At 66.1% G+C, this 21959-nt stretch carries 20 protein-coding genes; 2 read left to right on the forward strand and 18 right to left on the reverse strand.

What is annotated here, in order from left to right; genetic code table 11:
• Positions 1 to 31: 31 nt before the first annotated feature.
• Positions 32 to 1351, forward strand: a complete 1320-nt coding sequence (locus AB1I47_RS06195; RefSeq protein WP_354682930.1) for a D-amino acid dehydrogenase — start codon at positions 32 to 34, stop codon at positions 1349 to 1351.
• Positions 1352 to 1428: 77 nt separating this feature from the next.
• Here AB1I47_RS06195 and AB1I47_RS06200 read toward each other — a convergent pair whose 3' ends face one another.
• The 8 genes from AB1I47_RS06200 to AB1I47_RS06235 all read right to left on the reverse strand — a co-directional run bounded on the left by AB1I47_RS06200 (position 1429) and on the right by AB1I47_RS06235 (position 9681).
• Positions 1429 to 3213 carry an acyl-CoA dehydrogenase gene (locus AB1I47_RS06200; RefSeq protein ID WP_354682887.1) on the reverse strand — a complete coding sequence of 595 codons (1785 nt, stop codon included), beginning with the start codon at positions 3211 to 3213 and terminating at the stop codon, positions 1429 to 1431.
• A 121-nt stretch (positions 3214 to 3334) separates the two neighbouring features.
• Positions 3335 to 4270, reverse strand: a complete 936-nt coding sequence (locus tag AB1I47_RS06205; RefSeq protein ID WP_354682888.1) for an electron transfer flavoprotein subunit alpha/FixB family protein — start codon at positions 4268 to 4270, stop codon at positions 3335 to 3337.
• Between the two features lie 20 nt (positions 4271 to 4290).
• Positions 4291 to 5040, reverse strand: a complete 750-nt coding sequence (locus tag AB1I47_RS06210; RefSeq protein WP_354682889.1) for an electron transfer flavoprotein subunit beta/FixA family protein — start codon at positions 5038 to 5040, stop codon at positions 4291 to 4293.
• A 226-nt stretch (positions 5041 to 5266) separates the two neighbouring features.
• A complete protein-coding gene (locus AB1I47_RS06215; protein WP_354682890.1) occupies positions 5267 to 6064 on the reverse strand; it encodes a MetQ/NlpA family ABC transporter substrate-binding protein in 798 nt (265 codons plus the stop codon).
• A gap of 34 nt (positions 6065 to 6098) precedes the next feature.
• Positions 6099 to 6752, reverse strand: a complete 654-nt coding sequence (locus AB1I47_RS06220; protein ID WP_354682891.1) for a methionine ABC transporter permease — start codon at positions 6750 to 6752, stop codon at positions 6099 to 6101.
• Positions 6742 to 7776, reverse strand: coding sequence for a methionine ABC transporter ATP-binding protein (locus AB1I47_RS06225; protein ID WP_354682892.1), 1035 nt, complete (start codon positions 7774 to 7776; stop codon positions 6742 to 6744). Before AB1I47_RS06225 ends, AB1I47_RS06220 begins: the two co-directional genes overlap by 11 nt.
• A gap of 168 nt (positions 7777 to 7944) precedes the next feature.
• The gene (locus AB1I47_RS06230; RefSeq protein WP_354682893.1) at positions 7945 to 8745 is read right to left on the reverse strand and encodes an enoyl-CoA hydratase; all 801 of its coding nucleotides are present in this window, start codon (positions 8743 to 8745) and stop codon (positions 7945 to 7947) included.
• 12 nt (positions 8746 to 8757) lie between these two features.
• Entirely contained in the window at positions 8758 to 9681 is a 924-nt protein-coding gene (locus tag AB1I47_RS06235; protein WP_354682894.1) for a histone deacetylase family protein, read from the reverse strand.
• A gap of 158 nt (positions 9682 to 9839) precedes the next feature.
• Here AB1I47_RS06235 and mltB point away from each other — a divergent pair, with 158 nt between their 5' ends.
• Positions 9840 to 10949 carry a lytic murein transglycosylase B gene (gene mltB, locus AB1I47_RS06240; protein ID WP_354682895.1) on the forward strand — a complete coding sequence of 370 codons (1110 nt, stop codon included), beginning with the start codon at positions 9840 to 9842 and terminating at the stop codon, positions 10947 to 10949.
• Positions 10950 to 11207: 258 nt separating this feature from the next.
• On the opposite strand, the gene cysM is transcribed toward mltB, so the two are convergent.
• The 10 genes from cysM to rpsA form a co-directional block, all read right to left on the reverse strand.
• Positions 11208 to 12110 carry a cysteine synthase CysM gene (cysM, locus tag AB1I47_RS06245; RefSeq protein ID WP_354682896.1) on the reverse strand — a complete coding sequence of 301 codons (903 nt, stop codon included), beginning with the start codon at positions 12108 to 12110 and terminating at the stop codon, positions 11208 to 11210.
• A gap of 131 nt (positions 12111 to 12241) precedes the next feature.
• On the reverse strand, positions 12242 to 13543 hold the full coding sequence (locus AB1I47_RS06250) for a solute carrier family 23 protein (protein WP_354682897.1): 1302 nt from the start codon (positions 13541 to 13543) through the stop codon (positions 12242 to 12244).
• Between the two features lie 225 nt (positions 13544 to 13768).
• Positions 13769 to 14149: a ComEA family DNA-binding protein gene (locus AB1I47_RS06255; RefSeq protein ID WP_354682898.1), complete on the reverse strand. Its 381-nt coding sequence runs from the start codon at positions 14147 to 14149 to the stop codon at positions 13769 to 13771.
• A gap of 174 nt (positions 14150 to 14323) precedes the next feature.
• Entirely contained in the window at positions 14324 to 15319 is a 996-nt protein-coding gene (gene rfaD, locus AB1I47_RS06260) for an ADP-glyceromanno-heptose 6-epimerase (RefSeq protein ID WP_354682899.1), read from the reverse strand.
• A 28-nt stretch (positions 15320 to 15347) separates the two neighbouring features.
• Positions 15348 to 16295 carry a D-glycero-beta-D-manno-heptose-7-phosphate kinase gene (rfaE1, locus tag AB1I47_RS06265; protein ID WP_354682900.1) on the reverse strand — a complete coding sequence of 316 codons (948 nt, stop codon included), beginning with the start codon at positions 16293 to 16295 and terminating at the stop codon, positions 15348 to 15350.
• An 81-nt stretch (positions 16296 to 16376) separates the two neighbouring features.
• Positions 16377 to 17768, reverse strand: a complete 1392-nt coding sequence (locus AB1I47_RS06270) for a UDP-glucose dehydrogenase family protein (RefSeq protein WP_354682901.1) — start codon at positions 17766 to 17768, stop codon at positions 16377 to 16379.
• A 37-nt stretch (positions 17769 to 17805) separates the two neighbouring features.
• The gene (lapB, locus tag AB1I47_RS06275) at positions 17806 to 19032 is read right to left on the reverse strand and encodes a lipopolysaccharide assembly protein LapB (protein ID WP_354682902.1); all 1227 of its coding nucleotides are present in this window, start codon (positions 19030 to 19032) and stop codon (positions 17806 to 17808) included.
• Positions 19033 to 19035: 3 nt separating this feature from the next.
• Positions 19036 to 19383, reverse strand: coding sequence for a LapA family protein (locus tag AB1I47_RS06280; protein ID WP_354682903.1), 348 nt, complete (start codon positions 19381 to 19383; stop codon positions 19036 to 19038).
• A 276-nt stretch (positions 19384 to 19659) separates the two neighbouring features.
• Positions 19660 to 20079 carry an integration host factor subunit beta gene (locus AB1I47_RS06285; RefSeq protein WP_354682904.1) on the reverse strand — a complete coding sequence of 140 codons (420 nt, stop codon included), beginning with the start codon at positions 20077 to 20079 and terminating at the stop codon, positions 19660 to 19662.
• Positions 20080 to 20109: 30 nt separating this feature from the next.
• Positions 20110 to 21804: a 30S ribosomal protein S1 gene (rpsA, locus tag AB1I47_RS06290; RefSeq protein ID WP_012352088.1), complete on the reverse strand. Its 1695-nt coding sequence runs from the start codon at positions 21802 to 21804 to the stop codon at positions 20110 to 20112.
• Positions 21805 to 21959 lie beyond the last annotated feature (155 nt).

The raw sequence follows: 21959 nt of genomic DNA on the forward strand, positions 1-21959 counted from the left end.
AGATAAATCCTTCATCAACTTGTCATCGCAGTTGGAGCCCCCGGACATGCGCGTTCTCGTACTCGGCAGTGGCGTTATTGGCGTCACCAGTGCGTGGTATCTGGCCAAAGCCGGTCACGAAGTGACCGTCGTCGACCGTGAGTCCGGGCCCGCGCTCGGCACCAGCTTTGCCAACGCCGGGCAGATCTCGCCCGGCTACGCGTCGCCTTGGGCGGCACCGGGCGTGCCGCTGAAGGCGATCAAGTGGATGTTCCAGGAGCATGCTCCGCTCAGCATCCGGCCCGACGGCACGCTGTTCCAGCTCCAGTGGATGTGGCAGATGCTGCTGAACTGCAGCGCCGAGCGCTACGCCGTCAACAAGGAACGCATGGTGCGGCTGGCCGAATACAGCCGCGACTGCATCCGCGCGCTGCGCGCGGAGACGGGCATCGCTTATGAAGGCCGCCAGCAAGGCACGCTGCAGGTGTTCCGCACCGAAGCGCAGCTGGAGGGCGCGGCCAAGGACATCGCCGTGCTGGAAGAAGCCGGCGTGCCCTACCAGTTGCTTTCGCGCGAGGAACTCGCCGCGAGCGAACCGGCGCTGGCCGCCGTCCGCCACAAGCTGGCCGGCGGCCTGCGCCTCCCCAACGACGAAACGGGCGACTGCGCGCTGTTCACCCAGCGGCTCGCACGGATGGCCCAGACGCTCGGGGTCCGCTTCCTGTACAACCGATCGATCGACGGCCTGATGACGCAGGGCGATGCCGTCACCGGCGCCGTGGTCAACGGCGAGCCGGTCGCCGCCGACCTGGTGGTGGTGGCGCTGGGCAGCTGGTCGAGGCAACTGGTGAAGCCGTTCCTGCGCGGCATGTCCAACCTGCCGGTCTACCCGCTCAAGGGTTTCTCGATCACGGTGCCGCTCAGCGACGTCTCGCGCAGCCCGGTGTCGACCGTGCTGGACGAAACCTACAAGGTCGCGATCACCCGCTTCGACGACCGCATCCGCGTCGGCGGCATGGCGCAGATCGTCGGCTACGACCGCAGCATGGACCCGGCCAAGCGCCGCACGCTGGAACACGTGGTGACCGACCTGTTCCCGGGCGCCGGCGACGTCAGCCAGGCCACCTTCTGGACCGGGCTGCGCCCGATGACGCCGGACGGCACGCCGATCGTGGGGCCGACGCAGATGCGCGGGCTCTGGCTGAACACCGGCCACGGTACGCTGGGATGGACCATGGCGTGTGGGTCGGGCAAGCTGCTGGCCGACCTGGTGTCGGGCACGTCGCCGGCGATCCGTGCCGATGACCTGTCGGTGGGGCGCTATCTGAAGCCGGCACGCCATCATCTGGCGCCTCGGCCGGCTGCTGCCTGACACACGCACGGCAACGACCTCGAAAAAAGGGCGACCCCGCGGGTCGCCCTTTTTTTCTTCCTGCCACCAGAGCACGCTCAGAACTGCTCCGCCGTCAGCGCATTCACCGGTGCCCCGCCGCCGACGATGGCATCGCGCAACCCCGATGCCTGCGACAGGATGTGCTCGGCAAAGAAATGCGCGGTCGCGATCTTGGCGTCGTAGAAGCCCGGATCCTCGGCCCGCTTGGCATCGGCGGCCAGCATTGCGCGGCCGAGCTGCCAGCCCGAGAACACGATGCCGCACAGCTTCAGGTACGGCACGCTGCCGGCGAATACGGCGTTCGGGTCCGACTTGGCATTGCTCACCACAAAATCGACCACCGCTTCCAGCGCCGCGCGGCCATTGGCCAGCTGCGCCTGGACCGCGGTGAAGGCAGCGCCGCCATGCTGGCCCAGCGCGGCCTCGGCCTCGGCGATCTGCGCACAGATCGCGCGTGCCACCGCGCCGCCGTCGCGCACGGTCTTGCGACCGACCAGGTCGTTGGCCTGGATCGCGGTGGTGCCTTCGTAGATCGGCAGGATGCGGGCGTCGCGATAGTGCTGCGCCGCGCCGGTTTCCTCGATAAAGCCCATGCCCCCGTGCACCTGCACCCCAAGGCTGGTGACGTCAATCGACAGCTCGGTGCTCCAGCCCTTGACCACCGGCACCATGAACTCATAGAACGCCTGGCTCTGCTGGCGCACCGCTTCGTCCGGATGCTGGTGCGCGGCGTCGCTGGCGGCCGCGGCCACATAGGCGACGGCGCGAGCGCCTTCGATCAGTGCGCGCATCGTCATCAGCATGCGCTTCACGTCGGGGTGGTGGATGATGGTCACCGCCTCGCGCGCCGAGCCATCGACCGGGCGGCTCTGCACGCGCTCGCGCGCATAGGCCACGGCCTGCTGGTAGGCGCGCTCGGACACCGCCACACCCTGCATGCCGACGGAGAAGCGCGCCGAGTTCATCATGATGAACATGTACTCGAGGCCGCGGTTCTCTTCGCCGACCAGCGTGCCGATGGCGCCGCCGTGGTCGCCGAACTGCAGCACCGCCGTCGGGCTGGCCTTGATGCCGAGCTTGTGCTCGATCGACACGCAGTGCACGTCGTTGCGCTCGCCCGGGCTGCCGTCGGCATTGACCAGGAACTTGGGCACGATAAACAGCGAGATGCCCTTGACGCCTTCCGGCGCAGTGGGCGTGCGCGCCAGCACGAGATGGACGATGTTCTTCGCCATGTCGTGCTCGCCGTAGGTGATGAAGATCTTGGTGCCGAACAGCTTGAAGGTACCGTCGCCCTGCGGCTCGGCGCGGGTGCGCACCGCGGCCAGGTCGGAGCCGGCTTGCGGCTCGGTCAGGTTCATGGTGCCGGTCCACTCGCCCGAGATCAGCTTGGGCAGGAAGGTTGCCTTCTGCTCGTCGGTGCCCGCCGTCAGCAGCGCCTCGATGGCACCGTCGGTCAGCAGCGGGCACAGCGCGAACGACAGGTTCGCGGTGTTCAGCATCTCGTTGCAGGCGGTGGCGATCAGCTTGGGCAGGCCCTGGCCGCCGAATTCCTGCGGGTGCAGCACGCCCTGCCAGCCGCCTTCGCCGAACTGGCGGAAGGCTTCCTTGAAGCCGGGCGTGGTGGTGACCACCCCGTCCTTCCAGCTGCTCGGGTCCAGGTCGCCGGCGCGGTTCAGCGGTGCCACCACCTGCTCGTTGAACTTGGCGGCTTCCTCCAGCACGGCCTCGGCCGTCTCCGGCGTGGCCTCTTCGAAGCCCGGCAGTTTGCTGACAGCCGCAAGGCCAGCCAGCTCGTTCATGACGAACAGCATGTCCTTGATCGGAGCGCGGTAGGTCATCGATGTCTCCTCATGTGTATAAAAAAACCGTTCGCGGCGGGGCTACGTTACCCCACCGGAACGGCTCGTATAGGCTATCCACGCCGGCCGCGGCGCGGTCGGCATGGCCAGCGCGGCGGCGTCAGCCCAGTGCGGCCACCAGCTCAGGCACCACGGTGTTCAGATCGCCCACCAGGCCATAGTCGGCCACGGAGAAGATCGGGGCTTCGGCATCCTTGTTGATCGCGACGATCACCTTGGAGTCCTTCATGCCGGCCAGATGCTGGATCGCGCCGGAGATACCGACCGCGATATACAGCTGCGGCGCAACGATCTTGCCGGTCTGGCCCACCTGGTAGTCGTTCGGCACGAAGCCGGCGTCCACCGCGGCGCGCGAGGCGCCCAGTGCGGCGCCCAGCTTGTCGGCCAGCGGCGTCAGCACCTTGGTGTAGTTCTCACCCGAACCCACGCCACGGCCACCCGAGACGATGATCTTGGCGGCGGTCAGTTCCGGACGGTCGCTCTTGGCGACTTCGCTGGAGACGAACTGCGAGATGCCCAGGTCGGCCACGGCCGGCAGGTTCTCGACGGCAGCCGAGCCGCCTTCGGCAGCAGCGGAGTCGAACGCCGTGCCGCGCACGGTGATGACCTTGATCTTGTCTTCCGACTTCACGGTGGCGATGGCGTTGCCGGCGTAGATCGGACGCTCGAAGGTGTCCGGGGCGTCGACCTTGGAGATTTCCGAGATCTGGGCCACGTCCAGCTTGGCGGCGACGCGCGGCAGGATGTTCTTGCCGTACGGAGTAGCCGGAGCCAGGATGTGGCTGTAGTCGCTGGCGATGGCCAGCGCCTGCTCGGCCACGTTCTCGGCCAGGCCGTGGTCGAAGTACGCAGCGTCGGCCAGCAGGACCTTGCTCACGCCGGCGATCTTCGCGGCAGCGTCAGCCGCGGCCTTGGCGTTGGCGCCCGCCACCAGCACGTGGACGTCGCCGCCGCACTGGGCGGCAGCCGTCACGGTATGCAGCGTGGAGGCCTTGATGGATTGATTGTCGTGTTCAGCAATGACGAGTGCAGTCATGTTTTCTATCTCCCCCGCGCTCAGATAACTTTGGCTTCGTTCTTCAGCTTCTGCACCAGCGTCGCGACGTCCGGCACCATCACACCCGCGCTGCGCTTGGGCGGCTCGACGACCTTCAGGGTCGACAGGCGCGGCTTCACGTCCACGCCGAGGTCTTCCGGCTTGACGATATCCAGCGGCTTCTTCTTCGCCTTCATGATGTTCGGCAGCGTGACGTAGCGCGGCTCGTTCAGGCGCAGGTCGGTCGTCACCACGGCCGGCAGGTTGATCGACAGCGTTTCCAGGCCGCCATCGACTTCACGGGTCACCGAGGCCTTGCCATCGGCAATCACCACCTTGGAAGCGAACGTGGCTTGCGACAGGCCCGCCAGCGCGGCCACCATCTGGCCGGTCTGGTTGGAGTCGTCGTCGATGGCCTGCTTGCCCAGGATCACCAGTTGCGGCTGTTCCTTGTCGATCAGCGCCTTCAGCAGCTTGGCCACGGCCAGCGGCTGCAGGTCTTCACCGGATTCCACCAGGATGCCGCGGTCGGCGCCGATGGCCATCGCGGTGCGCAGGGTTTCCTGGCACTGCGTGACACCGCACGACACGGCGACGACTTCGGTGACAACGCCGGCTTCCTTCAGGCGCACGGCCTCTTCGACGGCGATTTCGTCGAAGGGGTTCATGCTCATCTTGACGTTGGCCAGATCGACGCCCGAGCCGTCCGCCTTGACGCGGACCTTGACGTTGAAATCCACCACCCGCTTGACTGCGACGAGTACTTTCATGCGCTCACTCCACTAATAGCTGTAGTCAGAAATTTTGTTCGCTCGTCATTATAACCACCGGGCTGGCGGCTTCCCTGTTTTTCGAACGATCGTACTATTTTATCGGCAAAATGATGCCGGGCATAGCCCGGCAGACCCCAGCCGTCCGACGATTTTGCCGCAAACCGGGGCTTGCGGGGCTCGTCGGATTGGATGAAACCCTCGACTAATCGGGGCCTTATATGACTTACCAGGCGGTGATGACCGATTCCTTGTAGGTCGAAGTGACGTATTGCTTGATTTCCGGCGAGTGGTATGCCTTCACCAGCTTGGCCACCCACGGCTTGTTCTTGTCGGCGTCGCGGATGGCGATCAGGTTGGCGTACGGGCCTTTCGGGCCTTCCATGGCGATGGCGTCCTTGGTCGGCGACAAACCGGCCGATTCCGCGTAGTTGCCGTTGATCGCGGCGGCGTCCAGGTCATCCAGCGAACGCGGCAGTTGGGCGGCGTCCAGCTCGACAATGCGGATCTTCTTCGGGTTCTCGACGATATCCAGCGGCGTCGCCTTCAGGCCGGCGTTGGGCTTGAGCTTGATCACGCCTTTGCTCTGCAGCAGCAGCAAGCCGCGGCCGCCGTTGGTCGGGTCATTGGGCACGCCCACGCGCGCCCCCTGCTTGAGCTGGTCGAGCGACTTGATCTTCTTGGAGTACACGCCCATCGGGAACGTGACGGTATAGGCCACATGCGTGAATTTGTAGCCGCGATCCTTGATCTGGGCTTCCAGGTACGGCAGGTGCTGGTAGCTGTTGGCATCCAGGTCGCCGGCGGCAAGCGCTGCGTTGGGCTGGATGTAGTCGCTGAACTCGACCACCTGGATGTTGAGGCCGTCCCTGGCGGCGACCTTCTTCACCTGTTCCATGATCTGGGCGTGCGGGCCGCCGGTCACGCCGATCTTGATCGGCTTTTCCTGGGCCACGGCAGCGGTGGCGAGCGAGGCGCCGAGCGCGGCGCCGAGGATCCATTGCAGCAGGTTGCGACGTTGCATGATATGCGTTTCCTGTTTCAAAAAAATAAAGGGCTCAGCGGTGGCTGATGCGTCGGACGAGCCAGTCGCCGAAGCTTTGCACCGCCTGCACGAAAACAATCAGGATCACCACCACCGCCACCATTACTTCGGTGATGTAGCGCTGGTAGCCATAGCGGATGCCCAGGTCGCCCAGGCCGCCGCCGCCGATGGCGCCGGCCATGGCCGAATAACCGACCAGGCTGACGAAGGTGATGGTCAGGCCGGCAACGATGCCTGGCATCGCTTCGGGCAACAGCACCTTCCATACGATCTGGCCGGTGGTCGCGCCCATCGACTGGGCCGCCTCGACCAGGCCCTTGTCGACCTCGCGCAGCGCGCTTTCCACCAGCCGCGCGATAAACGGGATCGCCGCGATGGTCAGCGGCACGATCGCCGCGGTGGTGCCGATCGACGAACCGACGATAAAGCGCGTGAACGGAATCACCACCACCAGCAGGATGATGAACGGGACCGAGCGCACCGCATTGACCACCACGCCGATGGTGCGGTTGAACAGCGGATGCGACAGCACGCCACCGCGGTTGGTCAGGTGCAGCAGCACGCCCAGCGGCACGCCCAGCAGCGCGCCGACCACGCCGGAGATCGCCACCATCAGCAGCGTCTCGTTGAACGAGGTCAGGAACAGGTCAGACATTTCAGACCACATGCTCGAACTCCTCCACCACGACGCCTTGCGCCTGCAGGTATTCCATCGCCGCCTTGACGTCGGCCGTTTCACCGGTGGCCATGATCGCCAGCGAGCCGAACGCCTGGCCCTGGATCTCGTCGATATGGCCGTGCAGGATATTGAAGTCCAGCCCGTAGCGGCGGATCGCCTGGGCCAGCACCGGCTGGTCCACGCCCTCGCCGGTGAAGGCGAGGCGGTAGACGTGGTCGCGGCCGTTGCCGAGGCGGCTTTCCACACGCTTGAGCACGCTCGCCGGCAGCTCCTGCGAAATCACGTCGCCGATCATCGCGCGCGTGACGTCATGCTGCGGGCGCAGGAACACGTCGATCACGCGCCCGGTCTCCACCACCTGGCCGGCTTCGAGCACGGCCACGCGGTCGCACACCTGCTTGATCACCTCCATCTGGTGCGTGATCATCACCACGGTCAGGCCCAGGTCGCGGTTGATCTGTTTGAGCAGGTCGAGGATGGAGCGGGTGGTTTCCGGGTCCAGCGCGGAAGTCGCCTCATCGGACAGCAGCACCTTGGGCTTGCTCGCCAGCGCGCGCGCAATGCCCACGCGCTGCTTCTGCCCGCCGCTGATCTGCGCCGGATAGCGGTCCTTGAGCGCGGACAGGCCAACGAGGTCCAGCAGCGGCAGCACCGTGGCGGCGATCTCGTCCCTGGGCTTGCCGGCCAGTTCCAGCGGCAGCGCCACGTTGTCATACACGGTGCGCGACGACAGCAGGTTGAAGTGCTGGAAGATCATGCCGATCTCGCGGCGCGCCAGGCGCAGCGCGCCGTTGTCCAGCGCGGTCAGGTCCTGGCCGGCGACGATCACGCGGCCGCTGGTGGGCCGGTTCAGCAGGTTGATGGCGCGGACCAGCGTGCTCTTGCCGGCGCCGCTGCGGCCGATGATGCCGAAGACTTCGCCGGACGCTATCGACAGGCTGACGTCCCGCAATGCATGCACGTCGCCTGCCGCGCCCGGGAAGCGCTGCGACAGTTCTTGCAGTTCGATCATGTAAAGGTGACCAAAAGAAAACGGCAACAGTCGCGGAGGTCTCCAGCGCTGTTGCCGCACGTTATTTTTCTGAAGCGCGTATTTTATTCGATTCGCTTCATACCAGAAACGACTTTTTACCGATGTCTTTATACGTTCCCGGCATATAAAGGCGCTAAATGTCGCCCGTCAGTCACGCCACGACGGTGACCGCTTGTCGATAAAGGCCTGCACGCCCTCCAGCGCCGATTCGTCCATCATGTTGCATGCCATGGTCTGGCCCGCAAGCTGGTAAGCCGCTTCGATCCCCATCTCGAGCTGGCGGTAGAAGAGCCCCTTGCCGGCGGCCACCGCGGCGGCCGGCTTGGCGCAGATGCTGGCGGCCAGGCGCGCCACTGCATCGTCAAGCTGGTCCGCGGCCACGACGCGGTTGACCAGCCCGCGCTCACGCGCGGTGGCAGCATCGATCATGTCGCCGGTCAGCAGCATCTCCATGGCCTGCTTGCGGTGCAGGTTGCGCGACAGCGCCACGCCGGGGGTCGAGCAGAACAGCCCCAGGTTCACGCCCGATACCGCAAAGCGGGCATCGTCAGCGGCCACGGCCAGGTCGCACATCGCCACGAGCTGGCAGCCGGCCGCGGTAGCGATGCCCTGCACGCGCGCGATGACCGGCTGCGGCATCTTCTGGATCGCCATCATCATGCGCGTGCAGCGGTCGAACAGCCGGCGGTAGTAATCGTGCGAGGGCGAGGCGCGCATCTCGCGCAGGTCGTGCCCGGCGCAGAATGCCTTGCCGGCGCCGGCCAGCACCACCACGCGCACCGTGTCATCCGTCGCCAGACGCGCCAGCGCTTCGGTCAGCGCTTCCAGCAGCCCTTCGGACAGGGCATTGAACGCCTGCGGGCGATTCATCGTCAGACGCGTCACGCCGGCGGCATCGCGCGACTCGGTCAGCAGCGGCGCATCCACGCGTGCATCGTTCTCGGCCATGGCGATGGTCTCCTAGTGTTCCATCAGGACCTTCAGGTGCGCCAGCACGCTGCGGCCCAGTGCGCTCAGGTTGTAGCCACCCTCCAGGCAACTGACGATGCGGCCCTGCGCATGCGCGCGAGCCACGTCGACGAGCTGGCCGGTGATCCAGGCGTAGTCCTGCTCCACCAGCCCCATCTGCCCGAGGTCATCCTCGCGGTGCGCGTCGAAGCCGGCCGAGATAAACAGCATCTGCGGGCGGAACTCGTTCAGCCGCGGCAGCCAGATGGTTTCGACCACCTCGCGCACCGCCATGCCGTTGGTGTACGCGGGCAGCGGGATGTTGACCATATTGGGTGCGAGATGCTCGGTGCCGCTGTACGGGTAGAACGGATGCTGGAAGATGCTGCACATCAGCACGCGCTCGTCGCCGCGGAAGGCCGCCTCGGTGCCGTTGCCGTGGTGCACGTCGAAATCGATGATCGCGACGCGCTCCAGCCCGTGCGCCTGCAGCGCATGGCGCGCGGCAATGGCGACGTTGTTGAAGAAGCAGAAGCCCATGGCGCGGTCGGGCTCGGCGTGGTGGCCGGGCGGGCGCACGCAGCAGAACGCGTTTTCCAGCTCGCCGGCGATCACGGCATCGGTGGCCGCCACCGCAGCGCCCGCGGCCAGCTTTGCCGCGGCGAGGGTATGGCTGTTCATCGAGGTGTCGGGATCGATCGGGTAGTAGCCGCTGGCCGGGCTGGCGCTTTCCAGCGAATCGACATAGTCGGGCCGGTGCACGCGTTCGAGCTGCTCGCGCGTCGCGGGCGTGGGCTCGCGCCGCTCCAGCAGGCCGTCCAGGCCGTGCGAAATCAGGTGGTCGTCGATCGCCTGCAGGCGTTCCGGGCACTCGGGATGGAAATGCCCCATTTCGTGCCGCTGGAACTCCGGGTGCGTGTAATAGCCTGTCGGCATCTCTTATCGTCGCAAGGTTGTCTCCATGCGCTACGTTAGCACAGGCAACGGCCAGCCACCCAGCCGCACCCTACCCCACCGGCGTTCGGTTGCGGCGCGCTGGCGGGCGGCTGCTCCAGTGGCATCCGCTATACTCGGTGCGACTTGCAAAGGACACCATGACCGACACCCAGCGCTCACTGCGACGCCCCCTGCTGGGCGCCGCGCTTTCCGCTGCCGCACTCGGACTCTGCGGCCTCTCCCCCAGCCTGCTCGCCGCCGGCAAGCGCCGCGTCAGCGTGCGCGAGGAAGAAATCGAACCCGGCCGCTACCGCGACAACCCGCAAACCCGCGCCTTTATCGACGAGATGGTGGCGCGCCACAATTTTGACCGCGGCATGCTGCAGGACTGGTTCGGCCAGGCGGTCTATTCGTCGACCGTGGTGCGCCTGATCATGCCGCCCGCCACTACCGGCCGCAAAAGCTGGCGCACCTACCGCTCGCGCTTTATCGAGCCGATCCGCATCAACGCGGGCGTGCGCTTCTGGCAGGACAACCGCGAGACGCTGCGCCGCGCCGAGTCCGAATTCGGGGTGCCGGCCTCGGTGATCGTGGGCATCATCGGCGTGGAAACCATCTATGGCCGCGACATGGGCACCTTCCGCGTGCTCGACTCGCTGTCCACGCTCGCCTTCGACTACCCGGACACGCCCAACCGCGACGCGCGCAGCACGCTGTTCCGCAACCAGCTGGCGGATTACCTGTTGTGGTGCCGCGACACGCGTACCGATGTCTACTCGGTGCTGGGCTCGTATGCCGGCGCGATCGGCATTCCGCAATTCATGCCGACCAGCCTGCGCGAATACGCGATCGACTACGACAACAACGGCCGCATCGACCTGCGCAACAGCCCGACCGATGCAATCGGCAGCGTCGCCCGCTTCCTGCAACTGCACGGCTGGGAGCCGGGACGGCCGGTGGTGTGGCGTATTGCAAGCGATGCCGGCAGCCTGGGCGTTGCCACCGCGGCCGCGGATGGCGAGCCTTGGCCGACGCGCACGCTCAACCAGTTGACGCGCGCGGGGCTGCGCGTGGATGAGCCGATCGATGCCGCGCGTGAAGGTGAAACCGGGGTGTTGGTGGTGGACCTGCCGACGCCGGATTTGCCCACGGAATACCTGCTGGGGCTGCGGAACTTCTATGTGCTGACGCGGTACAACCGGAGCTTTTTTTATGCGTTGGCGGTGTATCAGTTGGGGGAGGCAGTGAAAGCGGCGATGATGGGGTGAGGCCGGAGCAGTCGCGCAGACCAAAAGCCCCGCATGAAGCGGGGCTTCAGATTACGGAGGATGTCGGCATACCGCCGGTTTGCTCCCCTCTCCCGCTTGCGGGAGAGGGGCGGGGGGAGAGGGCAGGCGCTGGCATACCAACGGCCTGTACTTCGTGGAGCAGCCGGCCCTCTCCCCAACCCTCTCCCGCCGGCGAGAGGGAGTACACAATCAGTCATCAAAAGCGGATGGCTGATTGGCGCGCCTTCATGTTTGCCGTCAGGCCGGAAACACCCCCGTCGACAGATACCGATCCCCACGATCGCACACCACAAACACGATCGTGGCGTTCTCCACTTCCTCCGCAATCCGCAGCGCCACGCAAAGCGCGCCCGCGGCCGAAATCCCGCAGAAGATGCCCTCTTCGCTCGCCATGCGGCGCGCCATATGCTCGGCGTCGGCCTGGCTCACCGGCTCGGTGCGATCGATATATTTGGGATCATAGATCTTGGGCAGATACGCTTCCGGCCATTTGCGGATGCCTGGGATGCGCGAGCCCTCGGCTGGCTGTGCGCCGATCACCTGGATCTCGGGATTCTGTTCCTTCAGGTAGCGCGACACGCCGGTAATGGTGCCGGTGGTGCCCATCGCCGACACGAAGTGGGTGATGCGCCCGTCGGTATCGCGCCAGATCTCGGGGCCGGTGCCCTCGTAGTGCGCCTGCGGGTTGTCCGGGTTGGCAAACTGGTCGAGGATCACGCCCTTGCCCTCGCGCTCCATCGAATCGGCCAGGTCGCGCGCGTATTCCATACCGCCCTTGACCGGCGTCAGCACGATCTCGGCGCCATAGGCAGCCATGCTCTGGCGGCGCTCCAGGCTCAGGTCCTCGGGCATGATCAGCACCATCTTGTAGCCACGGATGGCGGCCGCCATGGCCAGCGCGATGCCGGTATTGCCTGAGGTTGCCTCGATCAGCGTATCGCCGGGCTTGATGCGCCTACGCGCCTCGGCCCGGGCGATCATCGATACCGCCGGGCGGTCCTTGACCGAACCGGCGGGGTTGTTGCCTTCCAGCTTGCCGAGGATCACATTGCCGCGCGCGTCGTTGGCGGCACCGGGAATACGCTGCAGTCTGACCAGCGGCGTATTGCCGATGGTGTCTTCAATTGTCTTGTAGGCCATTGGGGGGAAGCAGAGGCGAGGTAGGTCGCGATGGTAGGTCAGGTTCGCCGGCCATTGTAATCCACCCACCTTTCCCTCGCCGGCAGGCGGGCTTTGGCACCTGCCCGCCCCGTCCGGCCCAGGCTTACGGCTCAGGCTTCCTCGTGGTTGCCTTCGCCCAGCAGGTGGTACAGCAGGATGCAGCCGAACGTGGCGGTACCGATGCCACCCAGCGTCATGCCGCCCAGCTTCAGCGTCAGGTCGCCTGCGGCCACCGTCAGCGTGGCGCCCACCGTGATCAGGTTGCGCGAGCTGGAGAAGTCGACCTTGTTTTGCACCCAGATCCGGCCCGCCGTGGCCGAGATCAGGCCGAACACGACGATGGTCAGCCCGCCGATCACGGGCCCCGGGATGGTCAGGATCAGCGCGCCGAACTTGGGCGAGAAGCCCAGCAGGATGGCCACCACCGCCGCCACCACGAAGATCAGCGTCGAATAGATCTTGGTCACCGCCATCACGCCCATGTTCTCGGCATAGGTGGTCACGCCGGTGCCGCCACCGCTGGCCGACAGCATGGTGGCGATGCCGTCGCCGATAAAGGCGCGGCCGATATACGGATCGAGATTGCGCCCTGTCATCACGCCGATGGCCTTGATATGGCCCAGGTTCTCGGCCACCAGCACGATCGCCACCGGCGCGATCAGCAGCATGGCGCCGACCTCGAACACCGGCGTGGTAAATGCCGGCATGCCGAACCAGCTCGCAGCGGCCACGCCGGAAAAATCGATCGGCTTGCCCAGCCCCATCACATTGGTGCCGAGGTAGTAGGCGAGGTAGCCGGCCAGCCCGCCGATCAGCACCGGCAGGCGCCCGATCATGCCGGGCGCGCGCACCGCCACCAACCCCACCGCAAGCACCGTCAGCAAGCCCACCCAGGTATCGAGGGACGCGCCGCTGACCGCCTTGACCGCGACCGGGGCCAGGTTCAGCCCGATGGCCGCGACGATGGCACCGGTCACCACCGGCGGCATCAGCTTTTCCACCCAGGCGTAGCCGGCCGCCTGCACCACCAGCCCGATCAGCGTGTACAACGCGCCAGCGGCGATGATGCCGCCCAGCGCCACCGGGATATTGAGGTTGGGACCGCTGCCCGCATAGCCGGTGGCGGCGATCACCACGGCGATAAACGCGAAGCTCGAGCCCAGGTAGCTGGGCACCCGGCCGCGCACGCACAGGAAGAAGATCAGCGTGCCGATGCCGGAGAACAGGATGGCGATATTGGGATTGAAACCCATCAGGATCGGCGCGATGGCGGTCGAGCCAAACATCGCCACCACGTGCTGGATGCCGGCCAGCAGTGTCTGCCCTGCCGGCAGCCGCTCATCCGGCCCGATCACGCCTTCGGTCTTGAGCCGCCATTTGGGCAGGAAACCCGCGTCCTCGCCATTCGCCATCTGTTCTGCTCCCTGTGCTGCGGGCGGGCCGCTCCGTCTGCGGCCGCCGCAATCGTGGTTGGTTGTCTGGTGGTTTATTGCCTGTCAGCAGTCGCGCGAGGCAGATCCTGCCTGCGCGGCGTCCGCATGATACTCCGCACCTGCATGCGAGCGAAGCGGCAGAGCTCAAGCACAACACGTACCAGCGAACCACGATGCGGCGGCCAGGGGGCGAACGCGATCGGATCAGCGCGTAGCCTTGGCGGTGCCGGCGGGCGCGGTCGGAGCGGCGGCCTTGGCAGACCTGGCCGGTGCCGCAGCGGCTGCCGGCGCGGCAGCCGCTGCGCCGAAGGACAAGCCCGCCTCCTGCAGCTTGGCCACCGACTTCGGCCCGACGCCGCTGACACGCTCGGCCAGATCGGCCCCATCCTTGTAGGGGCCGCGCTTGTTGCGTTCGTCGATGATGTTGCGCGCGGTGGCAGGCCCTACGCCCTTGACGGAAGTCAGCGCGGCTTCATCGGCCGTATTGACGTCGATCGCGGCATGCGCAATGCCGCCGGCAGACAGGCAGATGGCTGCCACCAGCGAGAAACGCCGGACGCGTTGCCAGACCCAGTGCTTGATCATGAAAGCTCCTTTCCTGTGGATGGTTTGAGTTCCACCTTCGCCATTGCGGCGAGGCCAGGTCAGGATAGGTTCAGGCTGCCGCGGCAGCGCAAACGGCAACACAAATTGACACCGGCCGCACGAAAACGTGTCGGCCGGCCCGATAACAGAAATAGCGGAGGGAAAGCGGGAGGGTCAGCCAGCGCGTTCGAGCAGCCAGCGGCAGTAGCGCGCCACGCCTTCCTCGACCGTCAGGAAGCGCTCGTTGTAGCCGGCGCCGCGCAGCTTGGACACATCCGACTGCGTAAAGCACTGGTATTTGCCGCGCAGCGCGTCGGGGAACTTGATGTACTCGACCAGCCCTTCCTGCACCAGTTCTTCCAGCGACAGGCGCGGCTTGCCGTCGGCCTCGCGCAGCGTGTTGACCACGGTGGCGGCGATATCGTTGAACGGTTGTGCGCGGCCGGTGCCGAGGTTGAAGATGCCCGATTTTTCCGGATGGTCGAAGAAGAACAGGTTGACCTTGACCACGTCCTCCACCGAGATGAAATCGCGGCTCTGCATGCCGGGACCGTAGCCGTTGTACTCGCCGAACAGCTTCACCGTGCCGTCGGCGCGGAACTGGTTGAAGTTGTGGAAGGCGACCGAGGCCATGCGGCCCTTGTGGGTTTCACGCGGGCCGTACACGTTGAAGTAGCGGAAGCCGACGATCTGCGACAGCGCCGACGGCAGCCGGCGCCGCACGATCTGGTCGAACAGGAACTTGGAGTAGCCGTACACGTTCAGCGGGCGCTCGAACTCGCGGTCTTCCCGGAAAACCGTCGAGGCGCCGTAGGTGGCCGCCGACGACGCGTACAGGAACTGCGCGCCCTGCTCCAGGCAGCTTTCCATCAGCGACAACGTGTAGCGATAGTTGTTCTCCATCATGTAGCGGCCGTCCGTCTCCATGGTGTCGGAGCAGGCGCCTTCGTGGAACACCGCGCGGACCTTGCCGAACTCGCCGCGGGCAAAGCGCTCGAGGAAGTCCTGCTTGTCCAGGTAGTCGGAGATCTCGCAGTCGACCAGGTTGTGGAACTTGTCCGCACGGGTCAGGTTGTCGACGGCGATGACATTGGTCTCGCCGCGGTCGTTCAGGCCCTTGACGAGGTTGCTGCCGATAAAGCCGGCAGCGCCGGTCACGATGATGGTCATGGTCGCTTCAGTCTGGGGGCGCCGCGCTTCAGGGAGCGGCGCCGAACAATTCGGGGTAAGTGACGACGGCGGTGCCGAGCTTGCCCACCACGATGCCGCCGGCGCGATTGGCATGCTGCACGGCTTCCTTGAGCGGCACACCGGCGCCGAGCATGGTGGCGAGCGTGGCGATCACGGTATCGCCCGCACCCGATACATCATAGACCTCGCGCGCCTGGGCGGAGACGTGCAGCACCTCGGCCTCGGTGTAGAGCGTCATGCCCTCCTCCGAGCGCGTCAGCAGCAGTGCTTCGAGCTGCAGTTCGCGGCGCAGATTCTGCGCGCGGATGGTCAGGTCGGCCTCGGTCTTCCAGGCGCCGACCACGGCACGCATCTCGGCGCGGTTGGGCGTGATCAGCGTGGCGCCGCGGTAGCGCGAGTAATCGTCGCCCTTGGGGTCGATCAGCACCTTGCGCCCGGCCGCGCGGCCGGCGTCGATCATGCGCGTGACATGCGTCAGGCCCCCCTTGCCGTAATCGGACAACACCAGCACCTGGTAGTCGTTGATCAGGGTGACGAAGCGGTCCTGTACCGCCGCCAGCACTTCATGCGCGGGCGCGTTCTCGAAATCCACCCGCAGCAGTTGCTGCTGGTGCGCCACCACGCGCAGCTTGATGGTGGTGTTGAGCTTGGCATCGCGGTGCAGATAGGGTTCCACATGGCTTTCGGCCAGCAGAGCCTCCAGCGTGCGGGCGGGTTCGTCGTCGCCGACCACGCCCAGCATGCCCACGCGCGCGCCCAGCGCGGCGGCGTTGCGCGCCACGTTGGCGGCGCCGCCCAGGCGCTCGTCGCTGCGCTTGACCTGCACCACCGGCACCGGCGCTTCCGGCGAGATGCGCTCCACGTCGCCGAACCAGTAGCGGTCCAGCATCATGTCGCCGACCACCAGGATATGGGACTGCCGGATCTGTTCTTGCGGAATGACGGTCTTGTTCATTGGAGATCCTTGGCCATAGCGGGGCGGCCGCGGCCGCCTCGACAGCTTATTGGTTGATGAGTCCGTTGACCCGTCCGCGCTTCAATCGTTCGCCGCCCGATGCCGCACGCTGGCCGGGCGGCCGATGGCGTGGTACTCCATCCCGCTCTCGGCCATCGCCTCCGGCTCGTACAGGTTGCGGCCATCGAAGATCACCGGCGTCTTCAGCCGGCGCTTGATCTGCGCGAAATCGGGGCTGCGGAACACTTTCCACTCGGTCACGATCACCAGCGCGTCGGCGCCGTCGAGCGCATCCATCTGGTTGTCGTGGAAGCTTACGCGCGCGGCGCCGCCCGGCAGGTCGGCCAGGTCAGCTTCGAGCACGCGGCGGGCTTCGGCCATCGACACCGGGTCATGCATGCGCAGCGACGCGCCGCGCGCCACCAGCGCGCGCGCCAGCACCCGCGATGGCGCCTCGCGCATATCGTCGGTATTGGGCTTGAACGCCAGGCCCCACACCGCGAAGGTGCGCCCGGCGAGGTCGTCGCCGAAGCGGCGCACGATCTTGTCGCCCAGCACGCGCTTCTGCGCACCGTTGACGGTTTCCACCGCCTCCAGCACGCGCATCGGCTTGCCGTGGTCGGCGGCGGTGCGCATCAGCGCCTGCACGTCCTTGGGAAAGCACGAACCGCCATAACCGGCCCCGGCATACAGGAAACTGTAGCCGATGCGCGGGTCCGAGCCGATGCCCATGCGCACCAGCTCGATATCGGCGCCGACCTCGTCGGCCAGGTTGGCCAGCTCGTTCATGAACGAGATGCGCGTGGCCAGCATCGAGTTGGCGGCGTACTTGGTGAACTCGGCCGAGCGCACGTCCATGTAGAAGGTGCGCTCGTGGTGGCGGTTGAACGGCGCGTAAAGCTGGCGCATGGTGGCCTGCGCGTGGCGCCCGGCGACATCGGCATTGCAGCCCAGCACGATGCGGTCCGGGCGCATGAAGTCCTCGACCGCGGCGCCTTCCTTCAGGAACTCCGGATTCGACACCACCGAGAACTGCAGGTCTTCCAGGCCGCGCGCGGCCAGTTCCTCGCGGATCGTGGCGGCGACACGGTCGCCGGTGCCGACCGGCACCGTGGACTTGTCGACCACCACCTTGAAGCCGGTCATATGGCGGCCGATATTGCGTGCCGCGGCCAGCACGTACTTCAGGTCGGCCGAACCGTCTTCATCGGGGGGCGTGCCCACCGCGATGAACTGCACATCGGCGTGCTCGACGCTGGCGGCCACATCGGTGGAGAAGGTCAGGCGCCCGGCGGCGCGGTTGCGCTGGATCAGCTCCTGCAGGCCGGGCTCGTAGATCGGCACGCCGCCCGCATTGAGCAGCGCGATCTTCTGTTCGTCCAGGTCCAGGCAGAACACGTCGTTGCCGAGCTCCGCCAGGCAGGCGCCGGTGACCAGGCCAACATAGCCGCTGCCGATAATGGTGACTTTCATGGCTTCAACTCAGAATCTGTTGCACTGCGCGCCGGGCTCAGCCGAGCGTCTCGGAACGCCGCGGGGCATAGGTTTCCCAGCGGTTGCAGCCCGGGCACTGCCAGTAGAACAGCCGGGCCCGGAAGCCGCACTCGCGGCAGGTGTAGCGCGCCAGGTTGCGGGTGCGATGTTGCAGCAGGTCGCGAATGGCGGTGGTTTCCTGCACCGCCTCGTCGTTGCCGTTGGGCGCCTGCGCGTCGTCCGCCGGGCCGTCGGCACCGGCCGGCGCTTCGACCGCGGCCACCGCTGCCTGCGCCTCGAAATATCTGGTCAGCGCCAGCAGCGTGGGCTGGCGGCGTAGCTGGTCGCGCATCAGGCGTGCGGCGGCCTCGGGGCCGTTCACGTCGAGCTCGGCCTTGTAGGCGGTATCGAGCAGCTCGGGCGCCAGCTTGCCCTTGAGCAGGCCGCGCAGCCATTCCAGCGCGACGCCCGCCTCCTGCAGGCTGGCGTAGGCCTTGACCACGCGGTCGGCCACCAGCGGCAGGAACGAAGCGTCCTGGCGTTCGATGCCGAGCCAGTGGCCGAGTGCGGCACGCGCATCGCCGGCTGCGGCAGCGACGTCGCCCAGCAGGATCGGTGCGCGCACATTGGCGGGATTCTCGGCGATGGCCTGGTTCAGCCACTTCACCGCGTCCTCGGGGCGCTTGCGCTGCAGCGCGTCCTGCGCCAGCTCGCAGCAGAACTGGGCGATCTGCAGGCTGTAGCTCTTCTGCTCCAGCGTTTGCAGCTCGCGCGCGGCGTCGATGGCCTTCTGCCACTCCTTCTCGACCTCGTACAGTTCGAGCAGCACGCGCTTGGCCGAAGCCGCGTACGGCCCCGACATCAGCCGGCGCAGCGATTCCTCGGCACGGTCCAGCAGGCCGGCGCGCAGGAAGTCCTGGCCCAGCTCGTACAGCGCATGCTCGCGCTCGGGCTCGGGCAGGTCGGGCCGGGTGGCCAGGTTCTGGTGCACGCGGATGGCGCGTTCGGTCTCGCCGCGGCGGCGGAACAGCGCGCCCAGCGCGAAGTGCAGCTCGGTGGTTTCGGGGTCGAGCCGGGCCACTTCGATAAAGGCGTCGATCGCCTTGTCGGGCTGCTCGTTGAGCAGGAAATTGAGGCCCTTGAAGTACGAGCGCGGCAGCGCGCCTTGCTCGCTGATGAGCTGGCGCACATCGAAGCGCGCCGCCATCCAGCCAAGGCCAAAGACAAGTGGCAGCGCCAGCAGCCACCAGGTTTCAAACATCATGGATCAGACTTTCGGGCCGACTACGTTATAGGGAACAGGCTTGCCGTCGCGCGGCGTGGCCGACACGGGCGGCACGGCCGCTGCGGAGGAAGCGCCTGCCTGGGCGCCGGCATCGGCCAGCGCGCGGCGCAGCCGGGCCAGCTCCATGCGCTGGCGCATCAGGTTCGGTGCGATCGAGGCCAGTGCCGCCACCGCGCCGAGCACAAAGGCGGCGAACAGGATCAGGATCAGCGGGGCGTGCCAGACGGCGTTGAAGAAAAGCTGCAGCGAGGCTTCGGCGGTATTGCGCAGCGCCAGCACGAACAGCAGCACGAATACGGCAATGCGGACGATCCAGGCGAACAGTTTCATGCGGTTGGGCAGCGTGGCAGCGTGACGTGGAAGCGGCACCGGCGCAGTCGCGCGAGGTCCGGCAAAGACCCCGGCATTGTAACGGAATCACTTCCGCTATTCGGTAACCCAGCGGTAACGCTGGTCTAACGCGGCGCCGGCGCCGGACGCTGACAACGCGTCTGGGCACGATGCTGCACCTGCACAGAAGCGCCCGTGCAACCGGCAGCAATAAAAAAAGCGCCCCGACGGGGCGCTTTTTCAGACAACACAAGCAGCAGGCAAAGCCCGGGCAAATCAGGAGCGGACGAAATTCAGTCCGCCCTCATGCAGCCCCGCCGGTGCGGCGGGAGCGCTGCCCTGGCCTACCTTGCCCGGCACGGCCTGGGCCGTGCCGCCGGAATGGCCGTTGCCATTGACGCCCTCAGGCGCCGGCTGGCTGCGGTCAACCCGTTCGCGCAATTCCTTGCCCGCCTTGAAGTGCGGCACCCGTTTTTCGGGCACCAGCACACGCTCGCCGGACTTGGGATTGCGCCCCACGCGAGGCGGACGCCGGTTCAGACCAAAACTGCCGAATCCGCGGATCTCGATGCGGTGGCCATCGGCCAGCGCCTCCGACATCGCGTCGAGTATCGTTTTGACCGAGATGTCCGCATCCCGCAGCAGCAGCTGGGGGAAGCGGGCAGCCAGTTTTTCGACGAGCTCCGACTTGGTCATGGGCATACGCGCAAGCGCGGGGGCCTGCGATTACTGGTTGTCCTGGCCGAGCTTGGCCTTCAGCAGGGCGCCGAGGTTGGTCGTGCCAGCCGTGCCGGTGTCGGCCTGGAACTTCTGCATCGCTTCTTGCTGCTCTGCGCTGTCCTTGGCCTTGATCGACAGGTTGATGTTGCGCGACTTGCGGTCGACGTTCACCACCAGGGCGGTGATCTGCTCGCCTTCCTTCAGCACGTTGCGGGCGTCTTCCACGCGGTCAGCGGAGATTTCCGAAGCACGCAGGTAGCCTTCCACATCGTCAGCCAGCTGGACCACGGCGCCCTTGGCGTCAACGGCCTTGATGGTGCCCTGAACCAGCGAACCCTTGTCGTTGGCCGAGATGAAGTTGTTGAACGGATCGCCCGACAGCTGCTTGATGCCCAGCGAGATGCGTTCCTTGTCGACGTCGATGCCCAGAACTACGGCTTCGACTTCGTCGCCCTTCTTGTACTTGCGCACGGCCTCTTCGCCGGACTCTTGCCAGGACAGGTCGGACAGGTGCACCAGGCCGTCGATGCCGCCCGGCAGGCCGATGAACACGCCGAAGTCGGTGATCGACTTGATCTGGCCGCTCAGCTTGTCGCCCTTCTTGTGGTTACGCGAGAAATCGTCCCACGGGTTGGCCTTGCACTGCTTCATGCCCAGGCTGATACGACGCTTGTCTTCGTCGATATCCAGCACCATGACTTCGACTTCGTCGCCCAGCTGGACAACCTTGGACGGGGCCACGTTCTTGTTGGTCCAGTCCATTTCCGACACGTGCACCAGGCCTTCGATGCCGGCTTCGATCTCGACGAACGCGCCGTAGTCGGTCAGGTTGGTCACCTTGCCGAACAGGCGGGTGCCTTGCGGGTAGCGGCGCGAGATGCCGACCCACGGATCTTCGCCCAGCTGCTTCACGCCCAGCGAGACGCGGTTCTTTTCCTGGTCGAACTTGAGGATCTTGGCGGTGATCTCCTGACCAACCGACAGCACTTCGCTCGGGTGGCGGACACGGCGCCAGGCCAGGTCGGTGATGTGCAGCAGGCCGTCGATACCGCCCAGGTCAACGAACGCACCGTAGTCGGTGATGTTCTTGACGATACCGTTGACGATGGCGCCTTCCTTCAGGGTTTCCATCAGCTTCTGGCGCTCTTCGCCCAGGGTCGCTTCGACCACGGCGCGGCGCGACAGCACCACGTTGTTGCGCTTGCGGTCCAGCTTGATGACCTTGAATTCCAGGGTCTTGCCTTCGTACGGCGTGGTGTCCTTGATCGGACGCACGTCGACCAGCGAGCCCGGCAGGAACGCGCGGATGCCGTTGACCATGACGGTCAGGCCGCCCTTGACCTTGCCGGTCACGGTACCCGAGATGATCTCGCCGTCTTCCAGCGCCTTCTCGAGGTTCAGCCACGATGCCAGGCGCTTGGCCTTGTCGCGGGAGAGGATAGTGTCGCCATAGCCGTTCTCGAGCGCATCGATGGCCACGGAGACGTAGTCGCCGGCCTGCACTTCGAGTTCGCCCTGGTCGTTCAGGAACTCCTCCACCGGCACAAATGCTTCGGACTTGAGGCCGGCGTTGACGACCACGAAGTTGTGGTCGATGCGCACGACTTCAGCGGAGATCACTTCGCCAGCCTTCATATTGGAGCGGGCGATCGATTCCTCGAACAGTGCGGCAAAGGATTCGTTAGTTTGCAGGTCGGACATAAACGTAAGGTGAAATCCGCAGTACGCTGGCCGGCGCGACGATCGCGCTCAGTCTGCCAGTGCAGCGGGGTCAGGTTTGACAAAAGCCAGCCTCAGGCAAGCCCGGGCTGACGCCATCTGGTGCTGTCGGGTACGCCGCTTGACTCATGCGTCCG

The sequence above is a fragment of the Cupriavidus necator genome (genome assembly GCF_040578825.1).
Lineage (GTDB): Bacteria > Pseudomonadota > Gammaproteobacteria > Burkholderiales > Burkholderiaceae > Cupriavidus > Cupriavidus necator_E.

Coding starts and splice junctions, on each gene's coding strand:
- cysM (WP_354682896.1), bottom strand. CDS start 12,110: ATGGCCTACAAGACAATTGAAGACACCATCGGCAATACGCCGCTGGTC.
- AB1I47_RS06215 (WP_354682890.1), bottom strand. CDS start 6,064: ATGCAACGTCGCAACCTGCTGCAATGGATCCTCGGCGCCGCGCTCGGC.
- AB1I47_RS06255 (WP_354682898.1), bottom strand. CDS start 14,149: ATGATCAAGCACTGGGTCTGGCAACGCGTCCGGCGTTTCTCGCTGGTG.
- AB1I47_RS06220 (WP_354682891.1), bottom strand. CDS start 6,752: ATGTGGTCTGAAATGTCTGACCTGTTCCTGACCTCGTTCAACGAGACG.
- AB1I47_RS06270 (WP_354682901.1), bottom strand. CDS start 17,768: ATGAAAGTCACCATTATCGGCAGCGGCTATGTTGGCCTGGTCACCGGC.
- AB1I47_RS06210 (WP_354682889.1), bottom strand. CDS start 5,040: ATGAAAGTACTCGTCGCAGTCAAGCGGGTGGTGGATTTCAACGTCAAG.
- AB1I47_RS06225 (WP_354682892.1), bottom strand. CDS start 7,776: ATGATCGAACTGCAAGAACTGTCGCAGCGCTTCCCGGGCGCGGCAGGC.
- lapB (WP_354682902.1), bottom strand. CDS start 19,032: ATGATGTTTGAAACCTGGTGGCTGCTGGCGCTGCCACTTGTCTTTGGC.
- AB1I47_RS06230 (WP_354682893.1), bottom strand. CDS start 8,745: ATGGCCGAGAACGATGCACGCGTGGATGCGCCGCTGCTGACCGAGTCG.
- AB1I47_RS06200 (WP_354682887.1), bottom strand. CDS start 3,213: ATGACCTACCGCGCTCCGATCAAGGACATGCTGTTCGTCATGAACGAG.
- mltB (WP_354682895.1), top strand. CDS start 9,840: ATGACCGACACCCAGCGCTCACTGCGACGCCCCCTGCTGGGCGCCGCG.
- rpsA (WP_012352088.1), bottom strand. CDS start 21,804: ATGTCCGACCTGCAAACTAACGAATCCTTTGCCGCACTGTTCGAGGAA.
- rfaD (WP_354682899.1), bottom strand. CDS start 15,319: ATGACCATCATCGTGACCGGCGCTGCCGGCTTTATCGGCAGCAACCTC.
- AB1I47_RS06280 (WP_354682903.1), bottom strand. CDS start 19,383: ATGAAACTGTTCGCCTGGATCGTCCGCATTGCCGTATTCGTGCTGCTG.
- AB1I47_RS06205 (WP_354682888.1), bottom strand. CDS start 4,270: ATGACTGCACTCGTCATTGCTGAACACGACAATCAATCCATCAAGGCC.
- rfaE1 (WP_354682900.1), bottom strand. CDS start 16,295: ATGAACAAGACCGTCATTCCGCAAGAACAGATCCGGCAGTCCCATATC.
- AB1I47_RS06285 (WP_354682904.1), bottom strand. CDS start 20,079: ATGACCAAGTCGGAGCTCGTCGAAAAACTGGCTGCCCGCTTCCCCCAG.
- AB1I47_RS06250 (WP_354682897.1), bottom strand. CDS start 13,543: ATGGCGAATGGCGAGGACGCGGGTTTCCTGCCCAAATGGCGGCTCAAG.
- AB1I47_RS06235 (WP_354682894.1), bottom strand. CDS start 9,681: ATGCCGACAGGCTATTACACGCACCCGGAGTTCCAGCGGCACGAAATG.